Origin of the sequence: Mesorhizobium sp. M0771 (assembly GCF_040320155.1) — a bacterium.
Lineage (GTDB): Bacteria > Pseudomonadota > Alphaproteobacteria > Rhizobiales > Rhizobiaceae > Mesorhizobium.
The window spans coordinates 39,149-55,579 of record NZ_JAMYPC010000019.1 but is presented as its reverse complement, the minus strand read 5'-3'; the positions used below and the strand labels follow the sequence as shown (position 1 = coordinate 55,579).

The following is a 16,431-nucleotide window of genomic DNA, read 5'->3' as shown; positions in this document are numbered from 1 at the left end:
CCGCAGGCGCGGCCGGAAACGCAATGTGTTGTCATGGACAATGCCATCTCGAAAACAGAGCGCTCCTGCGGAAAGTCCGGCAGGAGCGCAATCGTTGCCCTTTTAGGACGAACCCAGCCTAAAGCAAGCCGGCTGCCGTCATCAGGTCCGTCACCTTTTTGGAGTTCAGTGTCGCCGGATCGACCTTCGGCGCCTGCAGGTCGGCCAGCGGCACCAGCTTGGGATTGGACTGCGCGTCCTTGCCGATAGCGTATTCGAAGGACGTGCCGGTCTTCAGCACGTCCTGGCCGCCTTTCCCGGTCACCCATTTGAGGAACGCCTGGGCTTCCTTCGGGTGTTTGCTCGAGGCGAGCACGCCGCCGCCGGAGATCGAGACGAAAGCGCCGGGATCCTGGTTCTTGAAATAATGCAGTTCGACGTTCTTGCTGTTTTCGCCGGTCTTTGCCTGATCGCCGAAATAGTAATAGTGGTAGATGATTCCGCCTTCGATCTCGCCGGCATTGACCGCCTTCATCACCGTGCCGTTGCCCTTGTAGGCGGTGAAATTCTCCTTCATGGCCTTCAGCCAGTCGGCGGTTGCGGCTTCGCCCTTGAGCTCGAGCAACGCGCTGACGATGGCCTGAAAATCGGCGCCGGAAGGCGAGGCTGCCCAGCGGCCTTTCCAGCTCGGATCGGCGAGATCGAGCATCGATTTGGGCAGCTTTTCGGCCGTGAGCTTGGTTTTGTTGTAGGCAAAGACGGTGCTGCGCGCCGCGACACCCACCCATCTGCCGCTGCTCGGCTGGAATTCGGCCGGGACTTGCGCCAGCGTGTCGGCGTCGACCGGCGCGAAAAGGCCCGCCGCTTCGACCAGGGTCATCGCCGGCGAGTTTTCGGTCAGGAACACGTCGGCCGGCGAAGAAGCGCCCTCGGCGACGATCTGGTTGGAGAAATCGCTGTCGCCGCCATTGCGCAGCGTGACCTTGATGCCGGTTTCTTTGGTGAAACCTTCGACCCATTCCTTGGCCAGGCTCTCATGCTGGGCGTTGTAGACGATGATGCCGGCATCCGCGGCCATCGCCGGCCCGGCGATCATGCTCACGGCCAGCGCTGTGGCCCCCGCTAGGGTGGAGAGCGTGTATCTCATGGCGTCATCCTCAGTCTCGGTGGTTCTGGTTTCGCAGGCTGCACCTATCGATACCTGACAGCAGTAGTCAACATTGCTCGGCTGCTTCAATCGGTCGCCGCTCCCGCAAACTTTCGTGATTTTGCGGCACTTTGGCTTGGACATCATTTCGCCGGACACGTAACAAATCGGTGCCGAGGCGCGAAGATCGGGGAGTGAACTCTTGTGAGCGGCAAGGATGAGGCCGAGCTTTCCCGGCTGATGCGGGCCGCGATCGCGGGAGATGAAAGGGCCTACGCCGACTTTTTGCACCGGATCGCCGCGCTGGTTCGCGGCTTTGCGAGGCGCAAGATCGTACAGGGCGGGGTCGATCCCGAGGATGTCGTGCAGGAAACCTTGCTGGCCATTCATGTGAAACGGCATACCTGGCGCCAGGACGCGCCGGTGTTGCCATGGATCTATGCGATAGCCCGCTTCAAGCTGATCGATGCTTTCCGGCGGCGCGGACGGCGCATCGAAATCGAGATCGACGAGATCGCCGAGACCTTTGCCGAGCCGGAAACCGAGACCGTCAGCGAACGCGACATCAACCGGGCGCTGGACGGACTGCCGGCTGCGCAGCGTTCCGTCGTTTCTTCGATCTCGGTCGACGGCCGCTCCATCGGCGAGACGGCGGCCAGGCTCGGCGTCAGCGAGACGGCGGTGCGGGTGTCGCTGCATCGCGGGCTTGCCGCGATCGCCAAGCGATTTGGGCAGGGGCGCTTCGGGCGGCAGTGACATGAGGACGGAGGATCTCATCAAGGCACTCGACGCCGACACAAGCAGCAAGGCGATGCCGCTGCGCTCGGCCTGGTTGATGGCGGCGGCAGCCGCGGCGGTGATCGCGGCTCTGGTCTTCTTTCTCACCATCGGCCCGCGTCCCGACATCATGACCGCCATGCACACGATGCGGTTCCTGGCGAAGTTCGTGTTCACCATCGTGCTCGCCGTCACCGCCTTTGGCCTGGTCCGGGCGTTGTCGACGCCGGGCGCTTCGACGGCAAGAGCCGCGGCCTGGATGCTGGCGGCGCCGCTGCTGGTGGCCGTGGCGGTGGCTCTCGAACTGTTCATGGTGCCGGAGCCGATGTGGAGCACGCGCATGGTCGGCTCCAACATGATGATCTGCATGGGCTTCATCCCGCTGATCGGAATCGGCCCGCTTGCCGTCTTCCTGTGGATGCTGCGCTATGGAGCGCCGACGCGGCCGGTGTTGGCCGGGGCGGTCGCGGGACTGCTCGCCGGCGGCCTGGCGGCGACCTTCTACGCCACGCACTGCTTCGACGATTCGCCGCTTTTCGTCGCCACCTGGTACACGCTCGCCATCGCCGTCCTCGCCGGTCTGGGCGCGCTCGGGGGACGGTTCTTCGTGCGCTGGTGACCGGGCCGTCCAAGATCGCCCAATAATCACCGATCCTTAATCATGCCGGGAATTGTTTGCGGGTTCACCGTGTTGCCGGTGGCTCCGGCGCAACCTTTCCTTAAAATCGATCATCCAGTGTTTTTTGCAGAATGTGTTGCGCATGGGGTGGCATGCACAGTGATGCGACGAGAGCGAAAAAGCCTGCGGGCTGACAGTCACGTGGCTTTGGTGCTTGCGGCCGGAGGGCTTTGCGCTGCCGTGGTCGCGCTCCTGCTGTCGCGGCTCGATGTCAGCGCCGAAGTGCTGAAACTCTGCCTGCAGATATCGGTGCCGGTCGCCGCCGTTGCGCTGATTCTCGCCGCCCTGTTCATTTACCGGATACTGGACGACCGCCGGCAGATCGCCGAAAGCGAGCAGCGTTTCCGCCGCGCCATGGAGGATTCGGCGATCGGCATCGCCATTGTCGGCCTCGACGGCCGCATCCATGAAACCAACCCGGCCTTCGCCGCCATGCTCGGCTATAGCAAGCAGGAGATCGAGGCGCTGACCTTCTTCCAGATCACCCATCCCGACGATGTGCAGATCGGCCGTGAGACGATGGACGGCATGCGGGCGGGCACCGTCAACGCCTTCCACTTCGAAAAGCGCTACCTCAGGAAGGACGGCACGCCGGTATGGGCCCATCTTGCCGGTTCCGTCATTCGCGACGAGAAGAGCGGGAGCCCGCTCTACCTGGTCTCCCAGATCGAGGATATCGATGCGCGCAAGCAATCCGAGGCGCGCATAGCCGAAGCCGAAACGCGCTGGAATTTTGCCCTGGCCAGCGCCGGACAAGGCGTCTGGGATCTTGATATGCGGAAGGGCGGCACCACCTACTCCGCCACCTGGGTGAAGATGCTGGGCTATGCCGATGGCGAACTGGACGGCGACCCCGACCGCTGGCTGGCGATGATCCACCCCGACGATCGCGAAAACGTCGCCGAAGCCGATCGTGCCCATCTGGAGGGCAGGACACCGTTCTTCGAAGCCGAGTTCCGGATGCGCCACAAGGATGGCCACTGGGTCTGGATCCTCGACCGCGGCAAGACGCTCGAACGCGACAAGGACGGACGGCTGGTCAGGGCCATCGGCAGCCTGACCGACATCACCCAGCGCAAGCAAACCGAGGAAAGCCTCATCGTATCGGCGGCAATGCTGGCCGACGAGAAGGAGCGGCTGAGGGTGACGCTGCAGTCGATCGGCGACGCCGTCATCTGCACCGATGCCGCCAACCGCATCACCTTCATGAACCCGGTCGCCGAAAAGCTCACCGGCGTTGTTGGCGCGGAGGCGCTCGGCAAGACGCTTGGCCATGTCTACTGGGCGGTGGACGAAGAAACCGGGCAAAGGATCGGCATGACGCGGCCGGCGCTCGGCAGCGCCAGCCCTGTCGACCAGAACAGTCGCGCCGTCCTCATCCGTCGCGACGACACACGCTGCAGCATCCGCCAGGTGGTGTCGCCGATCATGAACGACCGCCAGGAGTTCTGCGGTCTTGTCATTGTCTTCCAGGACTTCACCGATGCGCGCGCCTTGCAGCGCCAGCTCGCCTATGCCGCCGCGCATGATGCGCTGACTGGCCTTGCCAACCGTTCGAGCTTTATCCGCACCATGGAGGAACTGGTCGACCGGAGCCGCAAGGCCGGCACAGCCAGGCCGGCGGGCGAACATCATTTCATGTTCATCGATCTAGACCATTTCAAGCTGGTCAACGACACTGGCGGGCACGCCGCCGGCGACGCCTTGCTGAAGCGGGTTGCCGAGGCCATTCGCGGTGCGCTTGGGCCGGAGGATATCGTGGCCCGCCTCGGCGGCGACGAATTCGCGGTCATCCTGAAAGCCGGGCCGAGCGCCGGCGCCAGGATTGCCGCACGCTCGGTCATCGACGCCATCCGCGGCCTGCAGTTCAGCTGGGACGGCCGGCCGCATGCGATCGATGCCAGCATCGGGCTGGCGCCAATCCACAGCAACAGCGGTGAAGTCGACGAGATCATCGCCCGGGCCGATGCTGCCTGCTATGCGGCCAAGGCCGCCGGCCGCGGCTGTGTTTCCGTGGCGCCTGACGATACCGGGTCAAGAGGCCAAGCAGAGCCGCCGCTTGCAGCGGCGTCCTGAGGGAGCACGGAACTTTCGTTCTGGTGGTTAGCGCGTCGGAACCGGATGCTCGCCGCGATAGTCGTAGAAGCCGCGCCCGGTCTTGCGGCCGAGCCAGCCGGCCTCGACATATTTCACCAGCAGCGGGCAGGGGCGATATTTCGAATCCGACAGGCCGTCATGCAGCACCTGCATAATCGACAGGCAGGTGTCGAGGCCGATGAAATCGGCGAGCTGCAGCGGTCCCATCGGATGGTTGGCGCCGAGCCGCATGGCGGTGTCGATGGCATCGACCGAGCCGACCCCCTCATAGAGCGTGTAGATCGCCTCGTTGATCATCGGCAACAGAATGCGGTTGACGATGAAGGCCGGAAAATCTTCAGAGACGGTGATGGTCTTGTCGAGCTGTTTCACATAGGCCTTGGCCGCCTCGAAGGTCTGATCCTCGGTAGCGATGCCGCGCACCAGTTCGACCAGCTTCATCAGCGGCACGGGGTTCATGAAATGTATGCCGATGAAACGCTCGGGACGGTCGGTCTGCGCGGCAAGCCGGGTGATCGAAATCGACGAGGTGTTGGTCGCCAGAATGGCTTCCGGGTTGAGCTGGGGACAGAGCTGCGCGTAAATCTTGCGCTTGACCGTCTCGTCCTCGGTCGCCGCCTCGATCACCAGATCGGCACCGGCGAGATCAGCCATGGTGGGGGCTGCGGAAATGCGCGCCATCGCTTCGTTACGCAGCTTTTCCTCAAGCTTGCCGGAGCCGACCTGGCGGGCCATGTTGCCGCTGACCGTGGCAATACCCTTCTCGATACGGTCGGGCGAGACGTCGTAGATCAGCACCTTGAAACCCGAAAGTGCTGATACATGCGCGATGCCGCCGCCCATCTGGCCGGCGCCGATGATGCCGATCGTCTCGATCTTGGCCATTTGCAGCGATCCCGTCGAAAAGGCCTTTGCGGCCTGCTTTTTGTGCAGTGCAAACTAAAAGGGTGGGGCAGCTTCGTCTACCCCACCCTTTCACAATTTAATACGCTTTAGCAGAGAGCGTCAAAGCGCCTTTTGCAGTTCCGGCAGGATGACGAACAGGTCGCCGACCAGGCCGTAATCGGCAACCTGGAAGATCGGCGCCTCTTCGTCCTTGTTGATGGCGACGATGACCTTCGAATCCTTCATGCCGGCAAGGTGCTGGATGGCGCCGGAAATGCCGACGGCAATATAGAGGTCCGGCGCCACGACCTTGCCGGTCTGGCCGACCTGCCAGTCATTCGGGGCGTAGCCGGCGTCGACGGCAGCGCGCGAGGCGCCGACGGCTGCACCGAGCTTGTCGGCGACCGGCAGGATGACTTCCTGGAACTTTTCCGAGGAGCCGAGCGCGCGGCCGCCCGAAATGATGATCTTGGCCGAGGTCAGCTCCGGACGGTCGGTTTCCGAGAGTTTGTTCTCGACGAAAGTGGAGAGGCCGGGATTGGCCGCGGCCTTCACCGTCTCGACAGCTGCCGAGCCGCCCTCGGGGGCAGCCTGGAAGGAGGCGGTGCGCACAGTGATGACCCTCTTGGCGTCGGTAGACTGCACCGTCTGGATCGCATTGCCAGCATAGATCGGCCGCTTGAACGTGTCTGGTGAAACCACTTCGATGATCTCGGAGACCTGCGCGACATCGAGCAGGGCCGCCACGCGCGGCGCGACGTTCTTGCCCGACGAGGTCGCCGGCCCGATTATGGTGTCGTAGGCGCCGGCCAGCGAGACAACGATTGCGGCGAGCGGTTCGGCGAGGCGCTCGGCCAGTTCGTCGGCCTCGGCCAGCAGCACCTTGCTCACGCCCTTGAGCTTGGCGGCGGCGTCGGCAGCGCCTTTGGCGCCTTTGCCGGCCACCAGCACATGCACGTCCGAACCGATCTGCAGCGCCGCCGAGAGCGCTTTGGCGGTCTGGTCGGAAAGAGTTGCGTTGTCGTGTTCTGCGATGAGGAGAATGGTCATTTTATCTGTTCCTTCCAGTCTCAGAGCACGCCGGCTTCGTTCTTCAGCTTGTCGACCAGTTCGGCGACGCTCTTGACCTTCACGCCCGCCTTGCGGCCGCTGGGCTCCTCGGTCTTGAGCACCTTCAGGCGCGGCTTGACGTCGGCGCCGTAATCGGCCGGGCTCTTTTCGTCGAGCGGCTTCTTCTTGGCCTTCATGATGTTGGGCAGCGAGGCGTAGCGCGGCTGGTTGAGGCGAAGATCGGCGGTGATGATCGCCGGCATCTTCAGTTCCACCGTCTGCAGGCCGCCATCGACTTCGCGCGTCACCTTGGCCTTATCGCCGTCGAGCACGACCTTGGAGGCGAAGGTGCCCTGTGCCCAGCCGAGCAGGGCGGCCAGCATCTGGCCGGTCTGGTTCGAGTCATCATCGATCGCCTGCTTGCCGAGGATCACGAGGCCGGGCTGCTCGGCGTCGACGACGCCCTTCAGCACCTTGGCGACGCCGAGCGGCTCGGTCTGTTCATCTGTCTTGACCAGGATGGCGCGGTCGGCGCCCATGGCGAGCGCGGTGCGGAGCGTTTCCTGCGCCTGCTGCGGGCCGATCGAAACGACGATGATCTCTTCGGCCTTGCCGGCTTCCTTCAGCCGGAGTGCCTCTTCCACCGCGATCTCGTCGAACGGGTTCATCGCCATCTTGACATTGGCGAGTTCAACCGCCGAACCATCAGCCTTGACGCGAACCTTGACGTTCGCATCCACAACCCGCTTCACGGGCACAAGGATCTTCATTTGCCTGTCACCTCTCCTGAGATATCCGGGCGCGCTATAGCAGCGTGCGCCTCCGCAGAGTTGTCGAAAGCCGACATTCCTGACTGAATTGCGGCCAAACGGAATCCTGGCCGGACGAATTCTGGTCTTCTGCCGCCTAGCGGTGGCGCTCTCCGTAGTTGTGGCGACGCAACACGTCAATATGCCACGGCAGCGGCCAAACCACTCAAATCGGTTCAGTTGTGACCGGAAGCGCCACCCCGGCCCCAACGCGTCTCAGGTTGCACGGGAGCCGGACCGGCTGGCGCCGGCCCAATAGAAGCGGCTGGCTGATCGGCGGGTTCCGGCTCGCCGTCGTCACCGGCGAGCAGCGGCACGCCGCGGCTGCGCATGATGAGCACCAGCACGCCACCGGCAATGATGCCGCCAATGTGGCAGGCCCAGGATATCTGGTTTTCGCCGCCGGCGGCAAACATCACCACCTGGAAGCCGATCCACAGGATCAGCGGGATGAAGGCCGGGATACGCAGCGGAATCCGGGCAAAGACCAGCACCCACACTTTCACCCGGGGGTAGAGGACCAGATAGGCGGCGACGACGCCGGCAATGGCGCCGGAGGCGCCGATCAGCGGAACCTCCGAACTCCAGGCGACGAGCCCCTGGAAGAAGGCGCCGGCGATGGCGCAAAGCAGGTAGAAGATGAGGTAGCGGATGTGGCCGAGTGCGTCCTCGACATTATCGCCGAACACCCACAGGAACAGCATGTTGCCGCCGAGATGAAAGATATCGGCATGCAGGAAGGCATAGGTAAGGTAACTCAGGCTCTCGGGAATGACGACGAATTGGGGCGAGAGTTCTGCCGTGTCGTGGACAACCGAAGGAATGAAGCCGAAGCCGAGCACGGCTGCGTTGTTGAAATTTTCGCCGCCGATCGTCGTGATGAGAAAGACCAACACGTTGGCCGCGATCAGGCCGATCGTCACATATTGCAGCCGGATGTGGCGCAACCTGTTGGAGTCGTAAAGCGGGATGAACATGCCCCAAGCCCTTTCCCGCCTTCGAAAATTCAGCGGTTCTTGCCGGGCACCCATAACACGTCGGCATTTCCGTTGTCATTGACCGCACGAGCGGCGACGAACAGAAAGTCGGAGACGCGGTTTATGTATTTCAGCCCCTCGCGATTGACATGTTCGGCCGGGTCCTGCGCCAGCGCCACCATGATCCGCTCGGCCCGTCGCGCCACGGTGCGGGCAAGATGAAGTGCTGCCGCCGCCGGCGTGCCGCCATTGAGCACGAAGGATTTGAGCGGCTGCAGATCCTTGTTGAGAAGGTCGATATCCTTTTCGACGCGGTCGGTCTGCGAGGCGATGATGCGCAGCGGCTCGTAGCCGAGCGGCTTGCCGTCGTCGGGCACGGCGAGATCGGCGCCGAGGTCGAACAGATCGTTCTGGATGCGGGACAGCATGGCGTCGATGGCGGGATAACTTGCCGCTGTGTGCAGGCGGGCGATGCCGATGCAGGCATTGGCTTCATCGACGGTGCCGTAGGCATCGACGCGCAGGTCGGATTTCAGCCTGCGTTCACCGGTGCCGAGGCCAGTGGTGCCGTCATCGCCGGTGCGGGTGTAGATCTTGTTGAGCTTGACCACGTCGCCTCCCGAACGGCCGTCACTTGCGGGTGAAATACACCACCAGCAGGATTAGTGCCAACGCCAGCGCCTGCAGCAGCACGCGTGCCTGCATCAGCTTGTTCGAGCTCACACCGGAGCCGCCGCGCATCATGTTGATGAGGCCGCGGACAAGCACGATCACCACGGCGACCATGACGAGGACGAGGAGGACTTTGATGACGGTTGCCATGATCTGTTCCCAGTTCTGTTGCGATCAGGCGCGTCCGGCCAGAACGCGGTAGAGCATCGATGCCGGCAGGATGCGCTTGAGCATCACGCCAATCCTGGCCGGCACTGTTACCACATAGTGCGGGCGCGGGCGCCGCGACAGAAGTGCATGGCGCAAGGCCGCATAGACCACCTCCGGCCCCTTTTTCAGCCGTGATGAGCTGCCGCCGGCCCGAAGCCGCGCCAGCTGCGCGGCATAGGCGACGTGGTGGACGGAATTCTCGTGGTCGATGTTTTTCAGGAACCAGAACAGCCCGTTGCTGGCGATTTTCGAGGTCACCGGCCCCGGTTCGATCAGCGAGACATGGATGCCGCTGCCCCTGAGTTCCTGCTGCATGCACAGCATCAGGCCTTCGAGCGCGTGCTTGGAGGCTGAGTAGGCGCCGCGAAAAGGCACCGGCGCTAGCCCAAGGATCGAGGAACAATGAACGAGGCGGCCATGTCCCTGGCGACGCATTACCGGTACGATGCGTCGGGTGAGGTCGTGCCAGCCGAAGAAATTGGCCTCGAACTGCTCGCGCAATGCCGCAACCGGCAGGTCTTCCACGGCGCCGGGCTGTGCATGGGCGCCGTTGTTGAACAGGGCGTCGAGGCGTCCGCCTGTCCGCTCCAGCACCGAGCCCACAAGGGCTTCGATAGAGTCCGGCTCACGGTAATCGAGGTAAAACGCTTCGATGCCATCGGCTTCGAGTGCGGCTATGTCTTCAGGCTTGCGCGCCGTTGCAAGCACCCGCCAGCCATCCGCCTTCAGCGCACGGGCGCAGTGGGCGCCTATCCCGGACGAGGCGCCGGTGACGATGATGGTGCGCAACTCTTTGGCAGGCCGCGTCGTGGTTTGAGCAAGGGTTGCCATTTGCCACAATCCCTTCCCATATTCGCGGCGTCGAGACAATCGAAGGGAACGCGGCTCTTGATGCGGAATATCGTCGTGCTGCGCCGCGTGCTCTATGACGCGCTTGGCCATTTCAACACCGATGACGGCTGGGCCATGGCCAGCCATCTGGCGATCACTTCGCTCATGGCGCTGTTCCCGTTCCTGATCTTCGCCACCACGCTGGCGAGCTTCCTCGGTGCGCAGGCGTTCGCCGATACTGCCGTGCACCTGGTCTTCGACACCTGGCCCGAACAGATCGCCAAGCCTATCGCGCGCGAGGTGCTCAACGTGCTGACCGTGCGGCGCACCGATCTTTTGACCTACGGCGTGCTGCTGGCGGCCTATTTCGCCTCCAACGGCATCGAGGCACTGCGCACCTCGCTCAACCGCGCCTACCGCGTCGCCGAAACGCGCGGCATCATCTACCGCCGGGTGCAGAGCATTTTCTTCGTGCTGATCGCGACGGCCGGTTTCCTGGCGATCAGCGTGCTCCTGGTCTTTGCGCCTTTGCTGGCGCGGCTGGCGGAAGCTCATTTCGAGTGGATCAAACCCTATACGGGCACGATCACGCTGTGGCGCTACGTCATCGCCTCAACCGTCATCATTGGTGGCTTGTTTGCCGTCCACTACTGGCTGCCGGCGGGCAAGCGCCGCTTTGTCTCGCTGGTGCCTGGCATCATCTTCACTCTGGCTGCGTGGCTTGTCGGCTCGACGATGTTCGCGACCTACCTCGACCATTTCTCGTCCTATGTGACGACCTATGCCGGCCTCGCCTCGATCATGATCGCCGTGGTTTTCCTCTATATGCTGTCGGCGATCTTCATCCTCGGCGGCGAACTCAATGCGGCGATCAGCCGCTTTCTCGAAGCGCGCGCACGGGTCGGCAGCTAGGTTTTGGCTGGCCGAGCCGTGGCCAGCCCGACGCCGAGCGTCGCGATTGCCATGCCGACGATCTGCACGAGGCTGAGCTGTTCGCCGAACAGCGCCCAGGCGATGACAGCGGTGACGGCCGGCACCAGGTAGAACAGCGACGCGACCTTCGACATCTCGCCGTCGCGGATCATCACCATCAGCAGGAAGATGGCGCCGATCGACAGCACCAGGACCAGCCAGGCCATGGCGAAGATCAGTTCGCCGTTGATGATCACCGTGTGGGTCTCCAGTGCCAGCGAAGCCAGGATCATCAGCGAGCCGCCGCCGATATATTGCCACATCGTCGCCGCCACCAGGTCGCCACCCGAGGCATAGCGCTTCTGCCAGATGGTCCCGGCGCTCATGCCCAGCACCGAGACCAGCGACGCCGTCAGGGTTTCGGGCGTAACGCCGCCGCCGAGAGCGCCGAGCTTCGGCCACAGCACGATGATCACTCCCACAAGGCCGACGGCAAGGCCGGCCCAGTGGCGCGGCAGGATGTCCTCGCCGAGGAACCGGCCGGCAAGCACGGCGGTGATCAGCGGTTGCAGGCCGACGATCAGCGCCGAAAGCCCGGCGGGCATGCCCCTGTGGATCGCCCAGAACACGGCGCCGAGATAGATGCCATGCATGAGGATGCCGGCGACCGTGGCGTGAAGCGCTTCTGCCCTTGTGGCTCGCTTCGAGCCAAGCACGAGCATCAGCCCGGCAAGCAGCAAGGCGGCGATGACAAAGCGGGCCGCCAGAAAGGTGAAGGGCTCCGCCCAGGGCATGGCGTAGCGCGCGCCGATGAAACCTGTCGCCCACAGGACGACAAACGAGGCGGGGATGAACCGCTTGAGACTGTGCATTTTCGGGGAAGCCGTTTCCGGTGGAGAGGTCCGATTCGGTGAAGAGACAAATACGGCAATTGCTCTAATGCGGTTCAATCCGGCAAGCAAAGCGAAACAATTGGTACATAAGCTCATCCTGATGTAGGAGGTGGCCGAATTCAAAGGGCGGCGTCAGGGCAATCGACTTCTGTCGATGGATCCGGCGACATGGCGTTTTGGCTTCGACAGGGAGCGCGCATGCTGTTGCATCTCGACACAAGCTGGCTTTTGATGACGGTGGCCAGTGTGGCCGTGTTCGGCTTCTTCTTCGGTTCAGCGCTCGACGCCATCATGCAGGAGGACGGTTTTGGGTCGACCGGCAACACATTGCTGTTCACGCTCGGCTTTTTCGCCGCGGTCATGGCCGCGAACGAACATGGCATCGTCCTGAGAGATCTGAAGCTCGCGGTTGCCTGGGGACTGGGCGGCGCCTTCGCGTTTATAGGCGCGTTGGCGCTGCTCAAGGCGGGGCTGGCCCGGCTTTAGTCAGAGCCCGACCAGCCGCCTGACATCGTCCGGCAACATGCCTGCCGGCCTCAGCGCGGCAAGGCCGGTATCAGCAAAACTCTTCGACAGTTTGCGCCCATCCGGTCCGAGTATGAGACGGTGGTGGAAATACTGCGGCTGGCCGAGGCCGAGCAGTTCCTGCAGCAGGCGCTGGATGCCGGTCGCGGAATAAAGGTCGCGGCCACGCACGACATGACTGACGCCTTGCAGAGCGTCGTCGACGACCACGGCCAGGTGATAGCTGGTCGGGATGTCGCGGCGCGCCAGAATGACGTCGCCCCAGTCCTGCGGACGCGCCTCGACTCGCTGCGTCGCCGAAAGCGTCTCGTTGGTGAATTCGCGCCAGGACAAATCCGTGCCGACGCGCGCCAGCGCTGCATCAATGTCGAGGCGCCAGGCGAAGGGCGCATTTTCGGCGATGCGGCGGTTGCGTTCGCTGACCGGCAGCGCCTTGTCGGCGGCGGGATAAAGCGGCACGCCGTCCGGGTCGCGCGGCCAGCCGCGGCCGCGCTTTTCGCTGTCGGCGATGAAGGCCCTGATCTCGCCACGGCTCATAAAGGCAGGGTAGACGAGTTCTTCGCGGACCAGCCGGTCGAGCACGGCCTGATAGTCGGAGAAATGCTCGGCCTGGCGCCGCACCGGCTGTTCCCATTCGAGACCTAACCATTCGAGGTCGCGAAAGATGCCGGCCTCGAATTCAGGCGTGCAGCGGATCGTGTCGATGTCCTCGATGCGCAGCAGCAGGCGGCCGCCGGCCGCACGCGCCAGTTGCTGGTTGAGCAGTGCCGAATAGGCATGGCCGAGATGCAGTTCGCCGTTCGGGCTCGGCGCGAAGCGGAATGTCAGGAGCGTCATCTCACAAGCGGCAATCGGGTTGTGCAGCGGTTTTGCCAATTGCTACCGTGAGGTCGGTTCAGGAACAAGAAAACATGCAACGCATCGCGACACTGGACGATATTGCGCGCGGGCTGGATGCGCTTTGCGCAATCGATCCGCGCCTGGAAAAGGTGCGCGGCATGGCCGGCGAGGTGCCGCTGCGGCTGTCGGAGCCCGGCTTTCGAAGCCTGGCCTCCATTATCGTTTCGCAACAAGTATCCCGTGCGAGCGCCGATGCCATTTTCGGCCGGCTGGTGAAACTGGTCGATCCGCTAACGCCGCAGGCGATCCTTGCCGCCGGCGAGGACATGTTTCGTGAGGCTGGGCTGTCGCGGCCGAAGCAGCGCGGTCTGATCGCGGTTGCGCAGGCCGTGGTTGAGGGGCTCGACCTGCATCACCTCTGTTCGCTCGACGCCGAAGAGGCGATCGCGGCTATGATCGCGGTGCCGGGCATCGGCCCGTGGACGGCGGAAGTCTATCTCCTGTTTGCCGCCGGCCACCCCGATATTTTCCCCGCGCGCGACGTCGCGCTGCAGAGCGCGGTTGGCCACGCGCTCGGCATAGAGCCGCGTCCGCCGGAGAAAACGCTGATCGCCCTGGCCGAATCATGGAGCCCGTGGCGAGGCGTCGCATCGCGGCTTTTCTGGTCCTATTATCGCGAAACCAGGGGCCGGGACGCAGCACCTCCGGCCTGAAACCGTAAAAAAGCATGAAAATCCTGCATTTTTGCCGCTTTTGGCTGATGACAATCCGCTTCACATCCCTGTCATGTCGGGCTTACAGTATCCGCGCCGATCGGTTCTAGAACGAGGAGGTCAACAAGGTGACGGTTGCCGTATCTCCGGATGGGCTTCCTGCGCTGGTGCTGAATGCGGATTACCGTCCGCTCAGCTATTACCCCTTGTCGCTCTGGTCCTGGCAGGACGCCATCAAGGCGGTGTTCCTCGACCGGGTCAACATCGTCGCCGAATACGAGCATGCGGTGTCTTCGCCGACCTTTTCGATGAAGCTGCCCAGCGTCGTCAGCCTGAAGGCCTATGTGAAGCCGTCGAGGCACCCGGCATTCACCCGCTTCAACGTGTTCCTGCGCGACCGCTTCCAGTGCCAGTATTGCGGCACGCCCGAGGATCTGACCTTCGACCACGTCATCCCGCGCCATCGCGGCGGGGCCACGACGTGGGAGAATGTCGTGGCCGCCTGTTCACCCTGCAATCTGAGGAAGGGCGGCATGATGCCGGCGCACGCCAAGATGTGGCCGCTGCAGAAGCCATACCAGCCGACCGTGCACGACCTGCACAACAATGGCCGGCTGTTCCCGCCCAACCATCTGCATGAAAGCTGGATGGATTATCTCTACTGGGATGTGGAGTTGGAGCCGTAGGGATTGGCGCGATCGGCCTTGCCAGGGCAATCGCCGATGTCAGGTGCTGCCCCTCATCCGGCTGCCGCCACCTTCTCCCCCTATAGTGACGGGGAAAAGGGAATTGGCTGCAACCTCGGCGCTCGTTCTGCAACGTTGAAAATTGGCGAAAGCATGGATGAAAGTGTCTTTCTCCCAGTCGCTATACGGGGAGAAATGCCCGGCAGGGCAATGAGGGGCGGCGCAACCGTTCAAGCCCAGCCGCAGAATGGGCGGTGCGAGTTCTGTTTCTCGCGTCGCTAGATCAGTCGCGCGCCAGCGCGCCGCGGAAGGCGACGGCGGCGAGGATGAAGCTGGCTATGGCGTTCCAGCCGGCCAGCGACAGGCCGAGGATACGAAGGGCTGCCTTGTCGCAGGATGGCGGCACGAATTTGTCGAGCGCGTCGAGCACGCCCTTGCCGCCGGTGTCGACCGGGCCGGCGCCGGCCGTGCAATCGGCCGGGCCCTGCCACCAGGCCCATTCGACGCCCGAATGATAGACGCCGAGATAGAGCCCGTAGAGCATCAGCAGGCCGCCGACGGCAAGCAGGCCGCGCGTCAGCCATGCGGGTGCGCTGAACATCGAGGCGATCACCGCCAGCAGCATCAGCGGGGCGCCGATATAATAGGGCGTGCGCTGCTCCAGGCACAGATGGCAGGGGATGTAGCCGCCTATGTGCTGGAAGGCGAGCGCGGAGCCGACCGTGGCGGCCATGGCGACGGCGAGAAACAAAGCGGTGCGCGTCCGCTGGCGTCCGGTATCGGCTGTCATCGTGGCTGTCATGTTTCGTCCGTTGAATTCGCCGTCCGCCGGCATAGTCCTGACCCACCGCCCGCCTTGGGCGGTCAGAAGGCGTATTTGACGAGGATATAGAGCAAAATCAGGGCGGCGGCGCCGGCGCCGACGATCAATCCCAAACGCTTCTCGATGAATTCCTTGATCTCTTCGCCATAGCGGCGCAGCAGCCAGGCCAGAAGCAGGAAACGGGCGCCACGCGCCAGGATGGCGGAGACGATGAAGACGAAAAGATTGACGTGGAGGGCGCCTGCCAGAATGGTGACCACCTTGATCGGCGGCAAGTGGGCGGCACCCGATGTGACAAGCAGCACCAGCATCAGCCCGGTGCCGGCCGACTGCCACCTCTCGAACGCGTCAAGGCCGCCAAAGTGCTCCAGCATCGGCCGTGCTATCGTGTCGTAGGCATAGTAACCGATCAGCCAGCCGGCAATGCCGCCCAGCACCGACGCGACAGTGGCGGTCAGCGCATAGCGATAGGCGCGTTCGGGCCGCGCCAACGCCATGGGCAGGTACAAGACGTCGGCAGGTATGAAAAACACCGAGCTTTCGACGAAGGCGATGAAGGCCAGCCACCATTCGGCGGATTTGCGGGCCGCCAGCGACAAGGTCCAGTCGTAAAGTCCGCGAAGCATCGGCTCTCCTGGATGCAGGTTGCCCAGACGCAACGCGCTTTGATGCGCGTCTGTCTAGAAAGATTTTCCGCGCCGCACAATGGCAGGAGCGTCATGAAACAGAAAGGCGGGCTTTTGCCGCAAGCAGGGCACGGCGGCGCATTTGGCCAGTTGACGAACAGGCCTCCGACCGTATAGTCCGCGCCCATCCAGGCCTCCTGGCCTGAGCCCCTATGGCGGAATTGGTAGACGCGCTCGACTCAAAATCGAGTTCCGCAAGGAGTGCTGGTTCGATTCCGGCTAGGGGCACCATTTTTGATC

At 63.3% G+C, this 16,431-nt stretch carries 19 protein-coding genes and 1 tRNA gene; 8 read left to right on the top strand and 12 right to left on the bottom strand.

The annotated features are described in order from the left end of the window. Positions 1-118: 118 nt before the first annotated feature. The gene (locus NKI05_RS24930) at positions 119-1,126 is read right to left on the bottom strand and encodes an iron ABC transporter substrate-binding protein (RefSeq protein WP_023685327.1); all 1,008 of its coding nucleotides are present in this window, start codon (positions 1,124-1,126) and stop codon (positions 119-121) included. A gap of 204 nt (positions 1,127-1,330) precedes the next feature. Between NKI05_RS24930 and NKI05_RS24925 the strand changes: the two genes are divergently transcribed. The 3 genes from NKI05_RS24925 to NKI05_RS24915 all read left to right on the top strand — a co-directional run bounded on the left by NKI05_RS24925 (position 1,331) and on the right by NKI05_RS24915 (position 4,658). Next, positions 1,331-1,882 carry a sigma-70 family RNA polymerase sigma factor gene (locus NKI05_RS24925; RefSeq protein ID WP_023671665.1) on the top strand — a complete coding sequence of 184 codons (552 nt, stop codon included), beginning with the start codon at positions 1,331-1,333 and terminating at the stop codon, positions 1,880-1,882. A 1-nt stretch (position 1,883) separates the two neighbouring features. Further along, the gene (locus tag NKI05_RS24920) at positions 1,884-2,522 is read left to right on the top strand and encodes an NrsF family protein (RefSeq protein WP_023815693.1); all 639 of its coding nucleotides are present in this window, start codon (positions 1,884-1,886) and stop codon (positions 2,520-2,522) included. Positions 2,523-2,723: 201 nt separating this feature from the next. Continuing rightward, positions 2,724-4,658 carry a PAS domain S-box protein gene (locus NKI05_RS24915; protein ID WP_023731059.1) on the top strand — a complete coding sequence of 645 codons (1,935 nt, stop codon included), beginning with the start codon at positions 2,724-2,726 and terminating at the stop codon, positions 4,656-4,658. Between the two features lie 27 nt (positions 4,659-4,685). Here NKI05_RS24915 and NKI05_RS24910 read toward each other — a convergent pair whose 3' ends face one another. From NKI05_RS24910 to NKI05_RS24880, 7 genes are all read right to left on the bottom strand, one after another. After that, positions 4,686-5,564, bottom strand: a complete 879-nt coding sequence (locus NKI05_RS24910; protein WP_023671668.1) for a 3-hydroxybutyryl-CoA dehydrogenase — start codon at positions 5,562-5,564, stop codon at positions 4,686-4,688. A 120-nt stretch (positions 5,565-5,684) separates the two neighbouring features. Further along, the gene (locus NKI05_RS24905) at positions 5,685-6,614 is read right to left on the bottom strand and encodes an electron transfer flavoprotein subunit alpha/FixB family protein (RefSeq protein WP_352793369.1); all 930 of its coding nucleotides are present in this window, start codon (positions 6,612-6,614) and stop codon (positions 5,685-5,687) included. Positions 6,615-6,634: 20 nt separating this feature from the next. Then, positions 6,635-7,384 carry an electron transfer flavoprotein subunit beta/FixA family protein gene (locus tag NKI05_RS24900; protein WP_023671670.1) on the bottom strand — a complete coding sequence of 250 codons (750 nt, stop codon included), beginning with the start codon at positions 7,382-7,384 and terminating at the stop codon, positions 6,635-6,637. Positions 7,385-7,599: 215 nt separating this feature from the next. Continuing rightward, positions 7,600-8,400, bottom strand: a complete 801-nt coding sequence (locus NKI05_RS24895) for a rhomboid family intramembrane serine protease (RefSeq protein WP_023671671.1) — start codon at positions 8,398-8,400, stop codon at positions 7,600-7,602. Between the two features lie 29 nt (positions 8,401-8,429). Beyond that, positions 8,430-9,011 (bottom strand): cob(I)yrinic acid a,c-diamide adenosyltransferase, encoded by a 582-nt coding sequence (locus tag NKI05_RS24890; protein ID WP_023671672.1) that lies wholly within the window; start codon positions 9,009-9,011, stop codon positions 8,430-8,432. Between the two features lie 19 nt (positions 9,012-9,030). Further along, positions 9,031-9,222, bottom strand: coding sequence for a twin transmembrane helix small protein (locus NKI05_RS24885; RefSeq protein ID WP_023671673.1), 192 nt, complete (start codon positions 9,220-9,222; stop codon positions 9,031-9,033). Between the two features lie 24 nt (positions 9,223-9,246). Next, positions 9,247-10,113 (bottom strand): SDR family oxidoreductase, encoded by an 867-nt coding sequence (locus NKI05_RS24880; protein ID WP_352793366.1) that lies wholly within the window; start codon positions 10,111-10,113, stop codon positions 9,247-9,249. Positions 10,114-10,173: 60 nt separating this feature from the next. Here NKI05_RS24880 and NKI05_RS24875 point away from each other — a divergent pair, with 60 nt between their 5' ends. Further along, a complete protein-coding gene (locus NKI05_RS24875; RefSeq protein WP_023671675.1) occupies positions 10,174-11,025 on the top strand; it encodes a YihY/virulence factor BrkB family protein in 852 nt (283 codons plus the stop codon). Here the strand turns inward: NKI05_RS24875 and NKI05_RS24870 are convergent. Beyond that, positions 11,022-11,897, bottom strand: coding sequence for a DMT family transporter (locus NKI05_RS24870; protein WP_031195766.1), 876 nt, complete (start codon positions 11,895-11,897; stop codon positions 11,022-11,024). The genes NKI05_RS24875 and NKI05_RS24870 overlap by 4 nt on opposite strands. Positions 11,898-12,116: 219 nt before the next feature. Between NKI05_RS24870 and NKI05_RS24865 the strand changes: the two genes are divergently transcribed. Beyond that, entirely contained in the window at positions 12,117-12,404 is a 288-nt protein-coding gene (locus tag NKI05_RS24865; protein ID WP_023671677.1) for a hypothetical protein, read from the top strand. On the opposite strand, the gene gluQRS is transcribed toward NKI05_RS24865, so the two are convergent. Continuing rightward, the gene (gene gluQRS, locus NKI05_RS24860; protein WP_023686689.1) at positions 12,405-13,280 is read right to left on the bottom strand and encodes a tRNA glutamyl-Q(34) synthetase GluQRS; all 876 of its coding nucleotides are present in this window, start codon (positions 13,278-13,280) and stop codon (positions 12,405-12,407) included. 74 nt (positions 13,281-13,354) lie between these two features. On the opposite strand from gluQRS, the gene NKI05_RS24855 reads away from it, so the two are divergent. Both NKI05_RS24855 and NKI05_RS24850 read left to right on the top strand, forming a co-directional pair. Continuing rightward, the gene (locus tag NKI05_RS24855) at positions 13,355-13,996 is read left to right on the top strand and encodes a DNA-3-methyladenine glycosylase family protein (RefSeq protein ID WP_023685318.1); all 642 of its coding nucleotides are present in this window, start codon (positions 13,355-13,357) and stop codon (positions 13,994-13,996) included. 128 nt (positions 13,997-14,124) lie between these two features. Beyond that, positions 14,125-14,682, top strand: a complete 558-nt coding sequence (locus NKI05_RS24850) for an HNH endonuclease (protein WP_008874122.1) — start codon at positions 14,125-14,127, stop codon at positions 14,680-14,682. A gap of 283 nt (positions 14,683-14,965) precedes the next feature. Here NKI05_RS24850 and NKI05_RS24845 read toward each other — a convergent pair whose 3' ends face one another. Both NKI05_RS24845 and NKI05_RS24840 read right to left on the bottom strand, forming a co-directional pair. After that, the gene (locus NKI05_RS24845; protein ID WP_023686688.1) at positions 14,966-15,484 is read right to left on the bottom strand and encodes a disulfide bond formation protein B; all 519 of its coding nucleotides are present in this window, start codon (positions 15,482-15,484) and stop codon (positions 14,966-14,968) included. Between the two features lie 62 nt (positions 15,485-15,546). Then, complete coding sequence (locus tag NKI05_RS24840; protein ID WP_023815696.1) at positions 15,547-16,131, bottom strand: YqaA family protein; 585 nt, start codon at positions 16,129-16,131, stop codon at positions 15,547-15,549. A 206-nt stretch (positions 16,132-16,337) separates the two neighbouring features. Between NKI05_RS24840 and NKI05_RS24835 the strand changes: the two genes are divergently transcribed. Continuing rightward, positions 16,338-16,422, top strand: a tRNA-Leu gene (locus NKI05_RS24835). Positions 16,423-16,431: the final 9 nt, after the last annotated feature.